The sequence below is a fragment of the Paraburkholderia sp. IW21 genome, assembly GCF_041321145.1.
GTDB lineage: Bacteria > Pseudomonadota > Gammaproteobacteria > Burkholderiales > Burkholderiaceae > Paraburkholderia.
Map to the genome: position 1 here is coordinate 386872 of NZ_JBGGWA010000002.1, position 18208 is coordinate 405079.

The window sequence follows — 18208 nt, forward strand, 5'->3', positions numbered from 1 at the left end:
AGGCAAGCAGCGAGGCGCCGTGCAGGCAAAAGCCTTCACGCCCAGTTAGCCTCGTGCGCGCCTATCCGAGCCGGCGGCAACGCAAAATAAGCTGGCGTCTCCTCCAGACTCTCAGCCGGCAGAACGCCCAGAACACGCCCGAACTCGGACTGCACGGTCGCGAGGCAATCCCGGACGTCATCGATCGAAACATCGGGAGCCTTCCAGCCATCGGGAAGTAACCCAAACGACTGCAACCACCGCCCCGTCTGTGCGAGCGAAACCCGCACATGCCAGCTCCCACCTTCGGTGGCCCGCCGCCTCAAAGCGACCATTGCGCCGAAAGCAGCCAGATATCCAGTCGCATGATCCAACGCCTGGCAAGGCAGATGCTTAGGCTCGTCCCATGCCGCCGCCTGACGTTCAGTAAAAGCAATTCCACTGGCAGACTGCACCAGACTGTCGAACCCGCGCCGCCCAGCCCAAGGCCCCTCGTGCCCATAAGCACACACCGACACATAAACTATCCCCGGCCGCGCCCGCGCCAGTTCCTCGGGGCCCAACCCGCGCGCCGCCAGAGCCCCTGGCCGATAGGCCTGCAAGAACACATCGGCACCTCCCACCAGGCCAAGTAGCTTCTCGCGGCCGCCCGCATCGCGCAGATCGACCACTGCCGAGCGCTTGCCACGCCCGTTGTCGATCACCAGCGGCGCAATGTTCGGCAAATGCGGACCGTTGATCATCAACACCTCGGCGCCATGCTGCGCAAGCGCCCTCCCTGCCACCGGCCCCGCAATGATGCGCGACAGGTCCAGCACTCGGACACCTCCCAGCGGCCGGTCCGCACGGCCCCTCAGCGGTGGCTCGACCGGCGCGTCGCCGATGCGCTCGATCTCGAACAGCGGCAAGCCCGCAATCGCTTTCGCCTGATCGAGCGCGGCCCACTCATCGGGCGTGCGAATCAGCGCAGCGCACAAACCGGCGTCGGCGAGCGTCTGGTCGAGCGATTCGCCATCCCAGCCGTGAATCGCCTCGGCCACCGCCGCGCGATCATTCGCGCAGCCGAGCACCTTCAGCACGCCTTCGAGATGATGTGGAAAGTTCGTGTGCAGTTGAATCCAGCGGTCGTCTCGCGTCGCGTAGAAACCTGTCACCGGGTCACGCAAGGCGGGCGGCGGACCATCGTCAATGCGCAGATAGCGCTCGCTGCGAAACGCGGCAAGCGCGCGGCGCATTTCCACCGTGACATGTTGCCCGTGCCCTGTACGCAAGCGATGGTATTCGGCAGCCGCAAGGCCGGTCGCGGCGATGGTCGCCGAGGCCAACGCGCCGACCCGGTAGACCGACGGCAAGCCCGGATCGGTGCCGGCAAGCGAGACGGACCCGAGCGCGGTCGGGTCGCATCCCGCGACTGTCCAGATATGTTTGAGAGCGAGTTCGGGCGTCATGGGGTTCACGTCGAAGCAGGAAGAAGTGAACCGAGTCTAGAATTTCGCCCTGCCTCAATCAATCTTGATTATGATAATCAACATATATTGATTTCTTCGGTTTCCGCGCGTTTCCATGCCACCCTTCCATTCCCTGACCGCTGCCGAAGCCGCCTCCGCACTCGGCATCAGCCTGCCCACGCTTTATGCGTATGTCAGCCGCGGCATGCTGAGTTCGTCGCCGGATGCGCAAGGCAAGCATAGGCTTTACGACGCCGCCGAAGTCCGGCGGCTCGCTCGGCGCAAGGCAGACGGCAAGCGCGCCGGCAAGGTCGCGCAGAAGGTGCTGGACTGGGGCGTGCCGGTGCTCGAATCGTCGATTACGCTGGTGGCCGACGGCCGTCTGCTGTATCGCGGGCACGACGCCATGGCGCTGGCGCGCACGGCTTCGCTAGAGGATGTCGCGGCATTGCTGTGGGAATGCAGTGCGAGGCGCATAGCCGATGCACCGGCGGTACCGTTCGCCGCGGCTCAGTGGGGTGCGTGGCTCAAGTTGTGGAGTGACAGCACGCCGCTTGACCGCGCGCTCGTGCTGTTGCCGGCCGCCGCGGCGCAAATGCCGCGGGTGTGGGCGCTCGGCCGCGATGCGCAACTCGATACCGCCTGCGCGGTCATGCGACTGCTGGCCGCCGCGATGATCTCGGCGGCGCCGTCGAACGAACCGCTGCACCGGCAACTGGCTTCAGCGTGGAATGTGCGCAACCGGCAGCAGGCCGGGCTGCTGCGCGCGGCGTTGGTGGCCTGCGCGGATCATGAACTGAATGCGTCGACCTTTACGGTGCGCTGCATCACGTCGACGGGTACGCATCTGTTCGGCGCGGTGGCGGGCGGCCTGGCCGCGTTGGCCGGGCCGCGGCACGGTGGCGAGACGGTGCGCATTGCCGCGCTGCTCGATGAAGCGGCGCGCGCGCCCGATCTGGACCGCTATCTGGCGAACCGGCTCGCGCGACACGAACACGGCACGCATGGGCCGGTGCTATCAGGCTTTGGCCATCCGCTTTATCCGGCGGGCGATCCGCGAGCGCGCCTGCTACTCGCCCTGCTCGCCGACTGTGCGCCGGCCCGCTCGCCGCTCGGCGAAGTGCACGCGCTCGCACGCACGGTGCGCGACACGACCGGCGCGGAGCCGACCGTCGACTTCGCGCTCGCCGCCATGGAACGGGTGCTCGGTCTGCCGGGCGGCGCCGCGTTCACACTGTTTGCGGTCGGCCGGGTGGTCGGCTGGATCGCCCATGCAATGGAACAGACGCGCGACGGCCGATTGATCCGGCCACGCGCGCGCTATATCGGGGAGTACGAGGCCGCCGATTGAGGCGCTGTGCACGCCGAAAGCCTGGGGATTGCGGCATGCGCCGCCTGCGGCGGGCGCAAGCAAATTTGGCCTGCACCCGCCGCATTAGGGATAGGCGTCGCAGCGATCCTGGCGACCGGGGTCCCCAGAGTTGCCCGTCAGGCCACGCCCAACCAGCGCGGCAGCCAGCTCAACACCGGCAAACCGCGCAGAGGCCGCGGTGCGGCGCGTTCTGAACCGCTAGCCAGGGCGAAACGCGCGCCGACCTGCCCTGCGCTAACCCACGCCACCGCACCGCGCGGCAACTCGATCGACTGCCCGGTTGCCAGCCAGTGATCCTCGCTGCCCCCTTCGACAGTCAGCCAGATCTCGCCCGAGATCACCTTGAAAATCGACGGACGCGCGACACGCCAGGCCGCCGCGGGCTCGCCCTGTTCCAATTCGAAAATACGGACTTCACGCATCGCCTTTCTCCTTCAAAGAACTTTTCTGTTGTACCGATTATTGACGTGCGATCATCGGAAGCCCATGCACAGTTCCGAACACTTCTATTGGAACTGTTCAGTCGAAAAACCGGACAGTTGGCGGCGATCGCGCATGACGAGCGCACGTCGAACGCGTGACACCCCGGTCCTCCAGCTGTCCGGCGAAGGAAAGAACCGCATGAAACTCGAAATCCAACTCGATCGGGACAATGGCGTTCCGCTCACCGAGCAGATCGTCGCGGGCGTCACCACGTGGATTCGTTCGCGCACCGCTCACCCAGGCTCAAAGCTGCCGTCGATCCGCCAGTTCGCCGCCGACTACGAGGTCAGCCGGTTTCCCGTGATCGAGGCCTACGACCGGCTGGTGTCGCTTGGCTATATCGACTCACGGCACGGCTCGGGCTTCTATGTAGCCGACCGCCAGCCGCAGGGCACGCATTGCCAGGGCTCTTCGGACCCCCGCCGCGCCGAGGATGAATCGGGGCACATCCTCCAACAGTTCAATCATCCGGGTGAGACGCTCAAGCTGGGCAGCGGCTTCATTCCCAATGCGTGGCGCGACATGGATAGCCTCGCGCAAGCGATCCGCCACGTGTCGCGCACCGACACGGCCAGCATGGTCGATTACGCCACCCCGCTCGGCAACCTCACGCTGCGCGAGCATCTGCAAGGCCGCATCGGCCAACTGGGAATTCAGGCGGACGCGTCGCAGATTCTGATCACCAACGGCGCGAGCCAGGCGCTCGATCTGCTGATGCGCTACATGCTCAAGGCCGGCGACACGATGTTCGTCGAGGATCCCGGCTACTACAACCTGTACGGTCTGCTGAAGCTGCACGGCGTGAAACTGATCGGCATTCCGCGCACCCGCAACGGTCCCGATCTGGACGTGCTGCAGGCGCAGTTGCAACTGCATCGGCCAAAGCTGATGTTCATCAACACCGTGTTCCACAATCCGACCGGCACCACGGTCGCGCCTCAAGTGGCGTTCCGGCTGTTGCAGCTGGCGCGCGAGCACGGCTTCTCGATCATCGAAGACGACATCTATGCCGACTTCCAGGCCGACGTCACCGACCGCCTCGCGACCCTCGATCAGCTCGAACACGTCATCTACGTAGGCGGGTTGTCGAAGACGCTGTCGTCGTCGCTGCGGATCGGCTGCGTGGTGGCGAGCCACGCCATCATCAAGGATCTGGTCGACATCAAGATGCTGACGAGCCTCGGCGGTTCACGCTTTGCCGAAGCGGTCGCGGTGTCGCTGCTGGAGCGCGGCGCGTACCGCAAATACCTGGAACGTTTGCGCCGACGCATGCGCGATGCACTCGGCTCCACCATCCAGACGCTCGAAGACGCCGGCTGGGAGCTGTTCGACAAGCCCGTTGGCGGCAAATTCGTGTGGGCGCGCGTACCGCATATCGACAACGCCGAACGGCTGGTGGAATGCGGCGCACCGCTCGGCGTGACGGTGGTGCCCGGCAGCTATTTCCGGCCGAACATGGAAGTAAGCCCCTGGATCAGGATTCACGCGGCGTTCGGCAACGAACCGCGTGCCCAGGCGTTTTTTCATGCTGCCGCGGCGTTGCCTGCATCGGCCTGATTGGCGCACCTGCCCTGCTTATCTGGTGTTCGTGATTAGCGTGCGAGTCTCGCTGGCACGTACGGGCGAGCCGCGTGATCGAGAGCATGCGCGGAAATGCGTTGCCTGCCCGCAAGAGAGCGAGCGGCTCATTACGGGTCTGCCCGAGTTCACTTCGGATCGCGTTGCGGATCGCGTAGTCCACTGCGCATGCCCGCTGCGCAGGTGAGCGCTTTTCCCTAGAATAGCGACTCCCAGCCCCTCCCTGCGCGCCTAGCCGCCCTCCATGATCACGCCGCCAAGCCTGTCCGCCTCCAAGGCCCCCTCCGCCCCCACCGCCCGCTCGCTCACCGTGCTGCTGTGGCTCGTTGCCACCGGCTTCTTCATGCAGACGCTCGATTCGACCATCGTCAACACCGCGCTTCCCGCGATGGCCACCAGCCTCGGCGAGTTGCCGTTGCGCATGCAGTCGGTGGTGATCGCCTACTCGCTGACGATGGCGGTGATGATCCCGGTGTCCGGCTGGCTCGCCGACAAACTCGGCACGCGGCTCGTGTTCCTCAGCGCGATCCTCGTGTTCGCGGTCGGCTCGTTGCTGTGCGCGAACGCGCATACGCTGAATCAACTGGTGATCTTCCGCATCGTGCAAGGCGTGGGCGGCGCAATGCTGCTGCCGGTGGGACGGCTCGCGGTGCTGCGCACCTTTCCGGCGGAACGCTATCTGCCGGCCTTGTCGTTCGTCGCGATTCCGGGGCTGATCGGACCGTTGATCGGGCCGACGCTCGGCGGCTGGCTCGTGAAGATCGCTTCGTGGCACTGGATCTTTCTGATCAACGTGCCGGTGGGCATCGTCGGTTGCATCGCAACGTTTATCTTCATGCCGGATAGCCGCAGCGAGCATGTCGGCAAGTTCGACCTGAAGGGTTATCTGCTGCTGATCGGCGGCATGGTGGCGATTTCGTTCGCGCTCGACGGGCACAACGAGTTCGGCATTCAGCACGCCACGGTACTGGTGCTTCTGATCCTGAGCCTCGCCTGTTTCGTTGCCTACGGTTTGCACGCCGTGCGCGAGCCCGCGCCGATTTTCTCGCTCGACCTGTTCAAGATTCACACCTTTAGCGTCGGCCTGCTCGGCAATCTGTTCGCGCGAATCGGCAGCGGCGCGATGCCCTACCTGATACCTCTGCTGTTGCAGGTGAGTCTTGGCTATAGCGCCTTTGAAGCCGGCATGATGATGCTGCCGGTGGCCGCCGCCGGCATGGCGTCCAAACGCCTCGTTACCAGGCTGATCATCAAATACAGCTATCGGCGCGTGTTGATCGTCAACACGGTGCTGGTGGGCTTGACCATGGCGAGCTTCGCGCTCACCAGCGCGAGCCAGCCGCTATGGCTGCGGCTCGTGCAGCTGGCGTTCTTCGGCGGCGTGAACTCGATGCAGTTCACCGCGATGAACACGCTCACGCTCAAGGACCTCGGCACCGGCGGTGCGAGCAGCGGCAACAGCCTGTTTTCGCTGGTGCAGATGCTGTCGATGAGTCTCGGCGTGACGGTAGCCGGCGCCTTGCTCGCGACCTTCACCGGCATCTTGCCGCGCGTGACGGCAGCCAGCTCGCTGCCCGTGTTTCATGCGACGTTCCTGTGTGTCGGCATCATCACGGCGGGCTCGTCGTGGATCTTCGCGCAACTGTCGCCGGATATCCGCACGCCGGCGAAAAAGACTGATCCTTCGGAGCGGACCTGACATTCGAGTCGGGCCGCGGAGCCTCGCCGTGACCTTGCGATGCCCTCACCGTGACAGGCCGTGACTTCGCGATGCCCTCGCCGCGACTTCGCTGACGTCCTGACGTCCTGCCGTCACCACCACAATCATTCGCCGCGCCCCCGCCGCCGACCCGCAACGGGGCGCGGGCCGCACCACTGCAGTGCGAATCATCGCTTTCGCGCCTACGCTGGCGCACAATCGTCGTCACTGAACGCGGAAACAAACCGCGCCCGGTGTGTTTCCACACGCGCATAGTTCTTGCTCGCCTATCCTGTAAACTCGCAACTTGTGCGTGGGATTCCGTCCCGCGCGCATGCAAACGCGCCGCCACCTCCACACGACTGACATGATGAGCATGATCGAACTCGATCCTCCCGGCTTCCAGCCACCGCGCCCGATGGCCGGCGACGAAGGTTCCCGGCGCACTGTTCTGTACGGCGGCTACACCGTTTTCAGCGTGTTCCAGCCGGTTTTCTCGGTCTCTCACCGACGTGCGATCGGTTACCACGCTTCGCTGCGCGCACACGACGAACATGCGCTGCAGGTCCCGTCGCACGAGGTATTCACGCAGGCGGCGCGGCGCGGGGACCTGCTGGAACTCGGACGGCTCGCCGAATCGCTGCATCTGGGCAACTTCAACGCGTTCGACAGCCACGACGAATGGCTTTTCCTGAGCCTGCACCCGGCGGCGTTGATGGACACCAGCTACGGCGATGCACTGCTCGCCGGCCTCAAGGCGCTGGGCTTGCCGCCGCAACGCGTGGTGCTGGAAGTGTCCGAACAGGCGGGCGGCGAGACCACCCGCTTCGCCGACATCATCGACGCGCTGCGCAAATCCGGCTTCCTGATCGCGCTGGACGGCTTCGGCGCGAAGCATTCGAACATCGATCGCGTGTGGAATCTGCGTCCGGACATCGTCACGCTCGACCGCTGCATTCTCGCGCAAGCGAGCGAGCACGCCCATATCGAACGCGTGCTGCCGGGCCTCGTCTCGCTGCTGCACGAATCCGGGCAGCTTGTGCTGATGGGCGGCCTGAGCACCGAGCGCGATGCGCTGATCGCGCTCGAATGCAACGTTGACTTCGTGCAGGGCGCGTTCTTCGCGGGCCCGAGCGTCGAGCCGGTCAAGCCGCAGGCGGCGGCCGGCTTGATGGACTCGCTCTCGGCAGCGCTGCGCGAGCGGGTTGCCGCGCGCGAACGCGCGCAGTCCGCGCGGCTTGCGCCCCATGTCACCGCGCTGAAAACGGCGGCTGCCCAACTCGTGGCCGGGGAATCTGTTGCCCAGGCTACGGCGCCGCTGCTCACGCTCGGCGAGACGGCACGCTGCTTCGTGCTGGACGGTTCGGGCAGGCAGATCGGCGACAACGTGCTGCCATCGGGGCGTGCCTCGCAGCGCGCAAAGCGCTTCCGGCCACTGCTGCATTCGGAAGGTGCGAGTTGGGAACGCCGGCTGTACTTCATCCAGGCCATGCGCGTGCCCGGCCAGGTGCACCTCACGCCGCCCTACCTGTCCATCAACGAAGCACACCTGTGCGTGACCGCCTCGATCGCCGCCCATACGCCGCACGGCACACAGGTGCTATGCGTCGACATCAACTGGGAAGTCGCAGCCCATCGTAATTGAGGCAATGGCGTGACGGACCGAGCCTTGCTGAATCCGCGCGAGCAGTTTCATGACGGCCGCGCGGCCCAGCATGCGGTTGGTTGCCTGCAAACGGGCCGAACTAGTGACAGCGCGCAATGCGACGATCCTCGCCGAACCGTCCGCAAGATGCTCCGTCGACACGTCGATTACAGCGACAACCTCGCCCTCGGAGAGCAATGCAATGCACATTGCTCCTTCGACCGACACCATCTCGGCATGGCTCGCCTGATGCGCAAGTGCTGTCACCGTCTCCATCCAGGCCACGGGTGCCAGTTCCTGCGCGCACACCGGCGCGTCGCTGACGACGGCCGGCGCGTCGCTGAAGAGGCGTAGTAAGCCAGCCCGGTCCTGCGCCTCCAGCGCCGTACGCAAGCGCTCCACGATCCGCGCATGCGCGGCGGGGTCGGGCCGCTCCACGGGCGCGCCCGCACGCTGCAAACGTGCCTTGGCCCGATGGACGATCTGCCGGCAATTGGCCGGCGTACGTTCGAGGATTTTCGCAATCTCCGCGTAGTCGCAATCGAAAGCTTCGTGCAGCACGAATGCCGCACGCTCGTCGGGCTTCAGCCGTTCGAGCAGCAACATGACGCCATAGGACATCTCCGCGGCGCGTAAGGCCAGTTCCTCCGCCGAGGGCGCCACCTCGTCGAGCCACGGCTCCGGCAACCAGCCGGCGGCCTGCGACGCGCGTTCCCGCTGCACATGCCGCAGCCGGTCGATGGCCGCGCGCGTGGTGATCGTGGTGAGCCACGCGGCCGTGACCTGCACCTCCTGCGTATCGGCGAGATGCCATTTCAGCCAGACATCCTGCACCACGTCTTCCGCTTCGGCGCGGCTGCCGAGCATCCGGTACGCCAGCGCAAGCAGGCGGGCGCGCATGGCCTCGAAGCTGGATGCCTTGTCGATTCCTTGTTCCGTCATGCGTAGACCTCCAGATCGTGCGTGGTGAAAAGCGCGCCGTGCCTGCGTGCCTGCGTGCCTGCGTGCCTGCGTGCCTGCGTGCCTGCGTGCCTGCGTGCCTGCGTGCCTGCGTGCCTGCGTGCAACATTGTCCGAGCGCGCCGCTTCAATCGACATTCTTGCAGCTTGACGCTTTAGGACCAGCGGATGTGACAGCTCCACGAAAAAATATTTCTGTCACGTCCCCACGTTCCCCTTCGTCATATGGACAACAACCGGCGCAACGGGTGCGCGGTCGTTCGAACCGGCCACCCTTACCGGCTCCTCGCGCTGCGCCACATAAACGAGGCAAACATGCATTCCAGCTATCCATCCATTACCGGTCTCGGCCTCGTGCCCACCGTAATCGAACAGTCCGGCCGCGGCGAGCGCGCCTACGACATCTATTCCCGCCTGCTGCGCGAGCGCATCGTGTTTCTGATCGGCCCGGTGAATGAACAATCAGCCAGTCTGATCGTCGCGCAGTTACTGTTTCTGGAATCCGAGAATCCTGACAAGGATATTTCTTTTTACATCAACTCGCCGGGCGGCTCGGTGTACGACGGTCTCGCGATCTACGACACGATGCAATTCATCAAACCGGAGGTGTCGACCTTGTGCACCGGCTTTGCCGCGAGCATGGGGACATTTTTGCTGACGGCCGGCCAGCGCGGCAAACGGTACGCTTTACCGAACGCGCGCATCATGATTCACCAGCCGTCGGGCGGCAGCCAGGGGACCGCCGCAGACGTCGAAATTCAGGCCAGGGAGGTGCTCTACCAGCGCGAACGCCTCAACGCGATGATGGCGGAGCGCACCGGGCGCAGCGTCGAGGAGATCGCACGCGACACCGACCGCGACAACTTCATGTCGGCGCACGGCGCAAAGGCGTATGGCCTTGTCGACGCGGTGCTGGAGACACGTGCGGCGCTAAGCGAACCGACTCGTCATCATGACATGTAGCGCAACAGGTACGCGGCCGCCCTGCCCACACGAGTCGGGCTAAAAGCCGTCTCCTCTCGGGGCTTTTCATATCCCACATCGGTGCGCCAGAAACACAAAAGCTGATCACCTCCGCCGGAATCGCTATCATGGTCGCGATTCGTCGAATTTGACGATCGCTTCAATGGAGATATTCATGGCGTCATCCAACGAAACCATCAGCATGGCGCTATTCTGCGACTTCGAAAACGTCGCGCTCGGCGTGCGCGACGCAAAGTACGACAAGTTCGACATCAAGCTGGTGCTCGAACGTCTGCTGCTCAAGGGCAGCATTGTCGTGAAGAAAGCGTATTGCGACTGGGACCGCTACAAGAGTTTCAAAGGTGCGATGCACGAGGCCAATTTCGAGTTGATCGAGATTCCGCACGTGCGCCAATCGGGCAAGAATTCCGCCGACATCCGGCTCGTGGTCGACGCACTCGACCTGTGCTACACGAAATCGCACGTCAATACATTCGTCATCATCAGTGGCGACTCGGACTTTTCGCCGCTGGTATCGAAGCTGCGCGAGAACGCCAAGCAGGTGATCGGCGTCGGCGTGCAGCAATCCACCTCGGATCTGCTGATTGCGAACTGCGACGAATTCTTCTTTTACGACGACCTGGTCCGCGAAAGTCAGCGCACGGTAGCCAAACGCGAGTCGTCGCGCCCGCAACAGGCCGCGCAGCAGACGGCCAAGCGTGCGCCCGACGAAGAAAAGACCCGTCACAAGGAAGACCTCGAAAAGCGTCGTACCAAAGCGGTCGAGATCGCGGTGCAGACGTTCGACGCGCTCGCTTCCGAGCGCGGCGACAGCGGCAAGATCTGGGCGTCGGTACTGAAGAACGCAATCAAGCGCCGCAAGCCGGATTTCAACGAGACGTACTACGGTTTTCGCGCGTTCGGCAATCTGCTGGAAGAGGCGCATGCGCGCGGGCTGCTCGAATTCGGCCGCGACGAAAAGTCGGGTGCGTATGTTTATCGGAGCACGGGTGCAAGCGCGGCAGCCGAAAACGTGAACGAGCCGATCGAATCCGCCGAATCGGCAGAGATGGTTGAAACGCAAGTTGCCGAAACGGTGATCGCCGAGTCGGGCGGGAAGCACGAGTCGCGCCGCAGAGGCCGCGGCAATCGCAAGGCCGGGCGCGGCCATCAGGAAACGGCTCAGGACGAGCGCGCGCCTGTCGAGCACGGCGGTCACGGGCAGGCTCAAGCGGAAGCGATGCACACGCACGCGCCGTCAGCCGGCGAGTTCACTTTCGAGCAGCCGGAAGCGGCTTGGGCGGAACCGGAGACCTTTGCGGCTGAACCGGTCGCCGTCGGCAACGAAGCAGCACAGGGCGCCAGCAGAACTCAACCAAAGCGCGGCAAGGAACGGACACCGCGCAAGACGGCCGCCCGGAAGACCAGGAAGGCCGCCCAGCCCACGGTCGATGAGGCACCGGAAATCGCTGCGCCTGCGGAGACGCTCGCACAGCCTGTGCACGAGGAAGCGCCCGCCGCGGCCAAAAAAGCGGCACGCAAAACCGCACCGCGCAGCCGCCGTCCGCGTAAGACAACGGCTACGGGCGACGCAGAGTAAGCGCCGCCACATTGCGTGACGCGTACCGGCGAAATGTGAAAGCACCGGTACATGCTTCATGACAAAAAAGCCCCTGCTCGTAATGAACAGGGGCTTATCATTTCCAGTCCGCTGCAGCTCGATCTCGCTCAAACCGCAACAGCATCATAAGGTCGCGCAGCTCAACGCACGCTGCGCCACGGTCAACAAAACACGGCCCCCGTCATCCCGCGACGGCATGTCGACTATGGCCGCAACGGCAACCGCCCCGCTCACAGCAAACCAAACACCGCCACTCCATTGGTCGCACCCACATAGACTTTGCCCCGCGCGATCATCGGCGTGATGAACTTGTTGCCCGCGCCCCATTGATCGCGCGCACCCGCCTGGTTGCTGTTGTACAACTCGTGCGCGAGGTTGCCCGCGTCGTATGCATGCAAGGCACCCGTCGTGCCGTTTTCCGCCGCCCAGACGATGCCGTTGCTCGTGCCGTTGGCCGACACGGCCGGGGTCGCGCCGGGATACACGAACGTAGTCGGACTCTTCGACGAAGCAGTGGTGGCGAGAAGCGCCCCCGAGACCGGCAGCGCCTTCAGATTGTCGCCCATGCCTCCGTAATACACCACGCCGCCGTAGTAGGCCGGCGATCCCCAGATGCCACCCGCGAGCGTGCCGGTCAACACCTGCCAGTTATTGTTCGCCGTCGGACTGAATTTGCCCATTGAGTCGCGATCGACCACATAGATCAGGTTGTCCTTGCCGGCCGCCACCGCCAGGTGTTTGACGATGCCGCCAGAAGTCGTCTGATCCGGTAACAGCATCACGCCGCCCGAGCCGAAATCGTTGTCCGCATTTGCTTCCGCCACGACGTTGTCCATCGCGAAGTAATCCGTAACGTGCAGGTTTCCTAACGACAGCTTCATCAGCGAGTTACCGAAGTCCCCGTCGATCGGAAAGCCCTGCGCATTCAGCGTGGTGCCAAATGTGCCGTTGCCGTCCACCACGTAAATCGAGGTGCCGTCCGACGCCATCCCCGAGCCGGCCATCCAGATCGATCCCTGACTGCCGTTCGGCGTGATGTTGAGCACGCTGGTCTGTTTCAACGTGTCGGCGCTATACGCCATCAACCAGCCGGTATAGGCGCCGGCCATGCAGTGCGCGGTCCAGCCCATGTAGATGTTGCCGCCGACCAGCGTGAGTGCCGCGCGCTCCGTGTGCAGCGACGGATTGAAGGCGATGATCCCGTTGACGCTGCCCGCGCCGTTGCCCGGGTAGGTTGCCGCGATCTCCGTCGGGCCGCCGGGCACTTCTGCGCCCGTGGTCAGATCGAGCGCGTGAAGACGATGGTGATACGCGCCCCCGCTGTCTTTGGTCATCGCCACCGCATACAGCACGCCATTCGTGCCGCGATTACGGTCGATGACCGGCGTCGACGTAATGCCGATTTCAGGTGTGATGTCCTGACAGCCGCGATCGTCGCTGGGTGCTTCGCCATTGCCGATCAACGAGACTTTCCACAATTGAGCAAAGGTGGCGGCGTCGTAGGCGTACACGCTGTCGTGTTCGGTAACGACGTAGACCACATCGTGCGGCGTGCCGCCGATCGACAGACTGGTCACGAAGAGCGGCTGCGCATCGACCTTGCCGTCCCCGGCGAGGAACGCGACTTTACCGAAGCTGGCTGAGTTGACGTTTGCCAGCGTTAGGGTCGTCTCGGCGAGCATCTGGCCGGTGCGGCCGAGATCGTTGTGATGCATCAGCACGTCGGTGGCATACGCCGTTGTTCCCATGGACGTACTGCTGGAACCCATTGAGCCGGTGCCCCCCGTACTGCCGCCGCTGCCGGTTGTCGAGCCGCCGCCGGCTGAACCGGACGCCGTACCCGGTGCGCCGCCCGAGCCGCCGCCACACGACAGGAAGCCGGCGGCAACGAACGCGATCGCCAGCCACGCGCCCACACGGGACCAGACGTTCGGATTGAACGTACCGGTTTGCGGTCGCTGCATAGTCGCCTCGTTTGCACGATGTCCAGCCAACTCCGTATGTCGAGCAGCGGAGTCGAAAGCGGCGTGTGCCGGCCTGGCTGGAGTGGAGTTTGCGGGCTGTGCAAAACCGCCAGACAACTGGCGTTCACAGCCTTCCATCCAAACGTACGCCCTTTGCCGGACGGCTTGCCGCCATCGTTTCGCGTCTTTCCGCCAGATATCGCAAAAGCGCTTTACAGCAACAAGCTTGCCTGATCGCGGGCGCCAACGACTCGTTTCAGCGAGACCAGACTACCGATCGAAATCAGTAGTACGGATAAGGCGCGTACATCACCGGCGGCGGCGCGACATATCTGGGCGGTGGCGCATAGTAGTACGGTTGCGGTGCAACATAGACCGGCTGCGGCGCGTAATAAGCCGGGGCCTGCGGCTGCGAGATCGTGTTGCCTTTTGAAGTCATGCACTGCGCGTAGGCGGCGTCGTAGCGAGCCTGCAGGCCCGCAGCGGAATACTGCGCGCCATTCGCGCCGTTCGCGCCGCCGATCAACAATCCGCCGCCCGCGCCGATCGCCGCACCCGCGCCCGCATTGCCGGCTGCCGCGCCGATCAGCGCGCCGACGGCGGCACCGCCGAGCGTGCCCAATGCCGCACTGTTCACGCTGGTCGTGGTCGCCGCCTGTGCAGCCCCGTTCGGATCCGTGGAGCGGTTCGCGTAGTCCCGGCATACATAGTCGTCCTGCTGGAACTGCCCGAGCGACTCGCCGCTGCGCGGCAGCGCGACCACACTCGGACCACTCGGTGGCATCACCGCGCAACCACCGAGCGCGAGCGCAAGGACGGCGGCCGGTATGGCAATGCCTATCGACTTAGTGCTGGAAATCATGTTCGTACGCTTCAGAGACACTGGAATTTAAACGTTAGGCCAATCGGCAGCGTCCGTGGTTACTGGATCGTTACAGAAAATTTTTCGCTTACATGACCCAACGGAGACATTCGGCAGAGATTTGGAGATGTTCGGCGTTGTACCGACCCCGACTTCAAGGCGCGCGCCACGGGGACACTTGTCCGGCAACGGGCCAGCACCGCGCCGAGTTACATCCCAAGCGTCGATAGAAAAGTCAGAAGCTCGCCGATGGGGAGGGGTTTTGAAAAATAATGATTGAAGCCGGCCTGCGTGGCATGGCTTTTATAGTGAGGGGTCGAATATCCGCTTAGCGCGACCAGCGTCAACGGCGACGAAATCCGCATTTTGCGTAAAGCGATCGCCACATCGAACCCCGGCATATCCGGTAAGCCGAGATCGATCACCCCCACCGTGGGGCTGAACGTCTCGGCCAGCGTCAAGGCGCTGGTACCGTCATAGGCGACCGCGCATGGATAACCGTGCAGTTCCAGAAGCGCCGCCAGCGCATCCGCTGAATCCTTATTGTCGTCAACGACCAGTACTTTCTGTCCACCGTTTCCGCTCATGTAGGGAGGAGACGGCGAAACTTCGGCGACTTCCTCGTCGACTATCGGCAAGGTGACAACGATACGGCTGCCCGTGCCGGCGCCATCGCTGAAGGCAGCCACCGATCCGCCATGATCCCGCACGAGTCGCTGCACGACCGTCAAGCCTATCCCGAGCCCGGCATCCTGTCGTCCGATCGCGGTAGATGCCTGAGCAAACAGGTCGAACACGCGCGGCAGCATGGCAGCATCAATGCCCACCCCTTGGTCAGCGACCGTGACCTGAACCTCATTACCCACGCGCGCGGCCCTTATTTCGATCGTGTCGGGCTGCAACGTATAGCGCGCGGCATTGTGGATGATGTTGTTGAAAACCTGCTTGAGTCGCGCGACGTCGACTCGAACCGACACAGGTTCACCAGGATACTCGACTTGAACGCGATGGCCGCGTCGACTCAGCTCCGGCAGTGAGATTTCAATTCCGCCGTCAATCAGAGCGGCGATCGGGATGACTTCGGTCTGCAACTCCACCTTGCCACGCGTGATCCGGGAAACATCCAGCAGATCGTTGACCATCCGGGACAAGTGCGCGGTCTGCCGCCCGATGACTGCAAAAGTCCGCTCACGAGTGTCGGCGGTATTGCATTCCGCCAACTCAAGCGCGAGCGAGATTGCGGCAAGTGGATTGCGCAATTCGTGGGCGAGCATCGCCAGAAACTCGTTTTTCCGTACATCGGCGTCCTCGAGCTCTGCTTTCTTTCGACGCAGTTCTTCGAGTGTCAGGAGCATTTCGCGGTTTTGCTGCTCGAGTTCCTCGACCGGCGTCTGCGGCTTGCGCCGGATGAGTTGCTCGACACGGGAACTCAATTCGCGCCCCGAAAGTCGTGGTGTGCCGCGCGGAAGGAATATTTCCAGCGTAACCGTCGTACCTTTGCCCGGTTCTGATTGAATGAAGAAGCCGTCAGTCAGGCGCCGGCTCCCAGGAATGCCTACGCCTGCCTCACCGGGGCGGCCGTGGGAGTCGCTGAGTATTTCGTCGAGATTGGTGATGCCGGCACCGTTGTCGCTTACCTGCGCAATCACGCACTGCGTATCGTCGGCGTCCGTGGCGTCGCCCACGAAAAACGTCAACGTGCCGCCGCCGGCGAACTGAACCGTATTGCGCGCGATTTCCGATACAGCAGTAATGAAGCGGGTCCGCTGTACGTTATCAAGGCCGAATAGCTCGCCGATCTGTCGCGAGCGGTCACGAATGGCCACAAGGCTCAGGTTCGTGCTAATCGGCGTCGAAAGAATGCGGTGACGCATGTCAAGTTGCCTTCACGACGATGATCGTTGCATCGTCGGCGTCGCGCGCGAAGTCGCGGTACAGGACGTTGGCGATCAGGCTTGGATGCCGGTCAGTCAGACCAGGATGACGATTCAGGTTCCAGCGCGTGGAGAGGCCGTCTGTGGTCGCGATGAATACGCTGCCCTTTGACCAGGCTACGTCGCTGGGGCGAACGGTCCGCATGTTATAGCCCACGGTGCCATCGGTTGAAATCAGATGCTCCGTCTCACTGCCCGAACTTACGATTCCGACTATATTCCCGACACCGGCAAACGACATCATTCGTTTGTCTGTATCGAACAACGCAACCGCCATCACCGCGCCTCGCGTTGTTTTGATTCCTTGATGAACGCGACGCAGTACGTCGGCAGGCTTATCGCTGAGCTCGGCCAGGAGGAATATGCTTACCGCCCGGTTCGCTGCCTCCGCTGCCAATGGCCCGTGACCCAATCCGTCAAGCAGGGCAATCCACAGATGCGTCCCAATCTGCCTCACTCCCCACGCGTCACCGCATACGGCCTGCCCGGGCTTCGGGGTGGATTTGGCGCCGATCTGGAACCCGTTCAACGCTCCGTCACGCGAGTCAGCGATTCGCGCGAGCAACGCTGTGCCGTTCCCCGGGACCGAATAGATGTCGAAAAGCGCTGAATGTCGCGCAATGGTGCCGAGGCCCGCCCCTAAACTACCGCCTGTCGAATACCCGTCCGTACGTGCCGATGCAAGGTTGGTGATGCCGGGGCCGCGATCGAGCGCGATGATTTCGAGTCCCTGAGAGGCGCCTTCCAGAAAACTTTTGAGCGTGATTTCGCCTTGACCGGCGTACTTGATAATGTTCGTCGCGGCCTCTGTCACGATCAGGGCAGCGTCGGCCTGAAGTTTTTCCGACAAACCGAGCGCTTGCGCCATATGTATCGCACGCCGGCGTACATCTGCGACACCGCTTTTGTCCGTCAGGCTTAGCGTCGCTTCCATTGAACAATGCTCACTCTGGTACCCTGCCCCACGATGGATGTAATTTCGAATTCGTTGACGAGCCGGCGCGCGCCGCCCAGCCCGAGACCCATGCTCCTCGCCGTACTGAAACCATCCTCGAGCGCATGCTCGATGTCGGGGATGCCGGGGCCGGAGTCTTCAAAAACAAGCTTGATGCCGGGCCGGCCCTCGTGATTGACCTCAGTAATCGTGAGCGTGCCCCCCTTGCCGTGCACCAGCGTGTTGCGGGCTAGTTCGCTCGCAGCGGTGACGAACTTGGTCCGCTCGAGCGTGCCGAAGGCTAACCGCGTGGCCCAATCCTGGACTGCTTTACGCGCAAGATTGACCTGGTCGCCCGAGCGAATGTCCAGTACGACTTCGCTTAATTTAACGATGGCGACTCTCCCGCGTCGCCCAGCGATGCACGCAGCAGTGCCATGCCTTTATCGACATCGAGCGCGGTACGGATTCCGTTAAGCGACATGCCCAGCTCGACCAGCGTAATCGCCACCGCGGGTCGCATCCCGACGAGGACCGTCGCGGCGTCCATGACGCGCGCCATCGCAGCGATATGGCCCAGCGTGCGGCCGATGAAAGAATCGACGATCTCCAGCGCAGAGATGTCAATCAGGACACCCTTCGCACGAGTACGCTCAATCCGCGAGGTCAGGTCGTCCTGCAGGCTCAGCACCAATTCATCATGGAGCTCGACCTGAATCGAAACCAGCAGAAATTCACCGAGCTTGAGAACTGGAATCTGCTCCATC

Annotated in this window: 15 protein-coding genes; 6 read left to right on the plus strand and 9 right to left on the minus strand. The window is 63.4% G+C overall.

The window, feature by feature from the left end; genetic code table 11:
• Positions 1 to 35 precede the first annotated feature (35 nt).
• Entirely contained in the window at positions 36 to 1427 is a 1392-nt protein-coding gene (locus ACAX43_RS05610) for a CoA transferase (protein ID WP_370707421.1), read from the minus strand.
• Positions 1428 to 1542: 115 nt separating this feature from the next.
• On the opposite strand from ACAX43_RS05610, the gene ACAX43_RS05615 reads away from it, so the two are divergent.
• Positions 1543 to 2778, plus strand: a complete 1236-nt coding sequence (locus ACAX43_RS05615) for a citrate/2-methylcitrate synthase (protein WP_370707422.1) — start codon at positions 1543 to 1545, stop codon at positions 2776 to 2778.
• Between the two features lie 137 nt (positions 2779 to 2915).
• Here the strand turns inward: ACAX43_RS05615 and ACAX43_RS05620 are convergent, their stop codons facing one another.
• The gene (locus tag ACAX43_RS05620) at positions 2916 to 3221 is read right to left on the minus strand and encodes a DUF2917 domain-containing protein (protein WP_370707423.1); all 306 of its coding nucleotides are present in this window, start codon (positions 3219 to 3221) and stop codon (positions 2916 to 2918) included.
• A gap of 199 nt (positions 3222 to 3420) precedes the next feature.
• On the opposite strand from ACAX43_RS05620, the gene ACAX43_RS05625 reads away from it, so the two are divergent.
• From ACAX43_RS05625 to ACAX43_RS05635, 3 genes are all read left to right on the plus strand, one after another.
• Positions 3421 to 4839, plus strand: coding sequence for a PLP-dependent aminotransferase family protein (locus ACAX43_RS05625; protein ID WP_370707424.1), 1419 nt, complete (start codon positions 3421 to 3423; stop codon positions 4837 to 4839).
• Between the two features lie 265 nt (positions 4840 to 5104).
• The gene (mdtD, locus tag ACAX43_RS05630) at positions 5105 to 6559 is read left to right on the plus strand and encodes a multidrug transporter subunit MdtD (protein WP_370707425.1); all 1455 of its coding nucleotides are present in this window, start codon (positions 5105 to 5107) and stop codon (positions 6557 to 6559) included.
• A gap of 370 nt (positions 6560 to 6929) precedes the next feature.
• Positions 6930 to 8204, plus strand: coding sequence for an EAL domain-containing protein (locus tag ACAX43_RS05635; protein ID WP_370707734.1), 1275 nt, complete (start codon positions 6930 to 6932; stop codon positions 8202 to 8204).
• Here ACAX43_RS05635 and ACAX43_RS05640 read toward each other — a convergent pair.
• Positions 8160 to 9146 (minus strand): sigma-70 family RNA polymerase sigma factor, encoded by a 987-nt coding sequence (locus ACAX43_RS05640; RefSeq protein ID WP_370707426.1) that lies wholly within the window; start codon positions 9144 to 9146, stop codon positions 8160 to 8162. The two genes, ACAX43_RS05635 and ACAX43_RS05640, sit on opposite strands and share 45 nt — an antisense overlap.
• Positions 9147 to 9478: 332 nt before the next feature.
• Here ACAX43_RS05640 and clpP point away from each other — a divergent pair, with 332 nt between their 5' ends.
• The gene (clpP, locus tag ACAX43_RS05645; RefSeq protein WP_370707427.1) at positions 9479 to 10126 is read left to right on the plus strand and encodes an ATP-dependent Clp endopeptidase proteolytic subunit ClpP; all 648 of its coding nucleotides are present in this window, start codon (positions 9479 to 9481) and stop codon (positions 10124 to 10126) included.
• A gap of 175 nt (positions 10127 to 10301) precedes the next feature.
• Positions 10302 to 11726 (plus strand): NYN domain-containing protein, encoded by a 1425-nt coding sequence (locus tag ACAX43_RS05650; protein ID WP_370707428.1) that lies wholly within the window; start codon positions 10302 to 10304, stop codon positions 11724 to 11726.
• Positions 11727 to 11977: 251 nt separating this feature from the next.
• On the opposite strand, the gene ACAX43_RS05655 is transcribed toward ACAX43_RS05650, so the two are convergent.
• The 6 genes from ACAX43_RS05655 to ACAX43_RS05680 form a co-directional block, all read right to left on the minus strand.
• Entirely contained in the window at positions 11978 to 13711 is a 1734-nt protein-coding gene (locus tag ACAX43_RS05655; protein WP_370707429.1) for a pyrrolo-quinoline quinone, read from the minus strand.
• Positions 13712 to 13994: 283 nt separating this feature from the next.
• Positions 13995 to 14573, minus strand: a complete 579-nt coding sequence (locus ACAX43_RS05660) for a glycine zipper family protein (RefSeq protein WP_370707430.1) — start codon at positions 14571 to 14573, stop codon at positions 13995 to 13997.
• Between the two features lie 209 nt (positions 14574 to 14782).
• Positions 14783 to 16447: an ATP-binding protein gene (locus tag ACAX43_RS05665; RefSeq protein ID WP_370707431.1), complete on the minus strand. Its 1665-nt coding sequence runs from the start codon at positions 16445 to 16447 to the stop codon at positions 14783 to 14785.
• Position 16448: 1 nt separating this feature from the next.
• Positions 16449 to 17441 carry an ATP-binding SpoIIE family protein phosphatase gene (locus ACAX43_RS05670; protein WP_370707432.1) on the minus strand — a complete coding sequence of 331 codons (993 nt, stop codon included), beginning with the start codon at positions 17439 to 17441 and terminating at the stop codon, positions 16449 to 16451.
• Positions 17426 to 17863, minus strand: a complete 438-nt coding sequence (locus ACAX43_RS05675) for an anti-sigma regulatory factor (protein WP_370707735.1) — start codon at positions 17861 to 17863, stop codon at positions 17426 to 17428. Before ACAX43_RS05675 ends, ACAX43_RS05670 begins: the two co-directional genes overlap by 16 nt.
• A complete protein-coding gene (locus ACAX43_RS05680; protein WP_370707433.1) occupies positions 17824 to 18207 on the minus strand; it encodes an STAS domain-containing protein in 384 nt (127 codons plus the stop codon). The genes ACAX43_RS05675 and ACAX43_RS05680 overlap by 40 nt, the downstream gene beginning before the upstream one ends.
• Position 18208 lies beyond the last annotated feature (1 nt).

Coding starts and splice junctions, on each gene's coding strand:
- ACAX43_RS05655 (WP_370707429.1), bottom strand. CDS start 13,711: ATGCAGCGACCGCAAACCGGTACGTTCAATCCGAACGTCTGGTCCCGT.
- ACAX43_RS05615 (WP_370707422.1), top strand. CDS start 1,543: ATGCCACCCTTCCATTCCCTGACCGCTGCCGAAGCCGCCTCCGCACTC.
- ACAX43_RS05640 (WP_370707426.1), bottom strand. CDS start 9,146: ATGACGGAACAAGGAATCGACAAGGCATCCAGCTTCGAGGCCATGCGC.
- ACAX43_RS05680 (WP_370707433.1), bottom strand. CDS start 18,207: ATGGAGCAGATTCCAGTTCTCAAGCTCGGTGAATTTCTGCTGGTTTCG.
- mdtD (WP_370707425.1), top strand. CDS start 5,105: ATGATCACGCCGCCAAGCCTGTCCGCCTCCAAGGCCCCCTCCGCCCCC.
- ACAX43_RS05650 (WP_370707428.1), top strand. CDS start 10,302: ATGGCGTCATCCAACGAAACCATCAGCATGGCGCTATTCTGCGACTTC.
- ACAX43_RS05665 (WP_370707431.1), bottom strand. CDS start 16,447: ATGCGTCACCGCATTCTTTCGACGCCGATTAGCACGAACCTGAGCCTT.
- ACAX43_RS05635 (WP_370707734.1), top strand. CDS start 6,930: ATGAGCATGATCGAACTCGATCCTCCCGGCTTCCAGCCACCGCGCCCG.
- ACAX43_RS05625 (WP_370707424.1), top strand. CDS start 3,421: ATGAAACTCGAAATCCAACTCGATCGGGACAATGGCGTTCCGCTCACC.
- ACAX43_RS05660 (WP_370707430.1), bottom strand. CDS start 14,573: ATGATTTCCAGCACTAAGTCGATAGGCATTGCCATACCGGCCGCCGTC.
- ACAX43_RS05610 (WP_370707421.1), bottom strand. CDS start 1,427: ATGACGCCCGAACTCGCTCTCAAACATATCTGGACAGTCGCGGGATGC.
- ACAX43_RS05670 (WP_370707432.1), bottom strand. CDS start 17,441: ATGGAAGCGACGCTAAGCCTGACGGACAAAAGCGGTGTCGCAGATGTA.
- ACAX43_RS05620 (WP_370707423.1), bottom strand. CDS start 3,221: ATGCGTGAAGTCCGTATTTTCGAATTGGAACAGGGCGAGCCCGCGGCG.
- clpP (WP_370707427.1), top strand. CDS start 9,479: ATGCATTCCAGCTATCCATCCATTACCGGTCTCGGCCTCGTGCCCACC.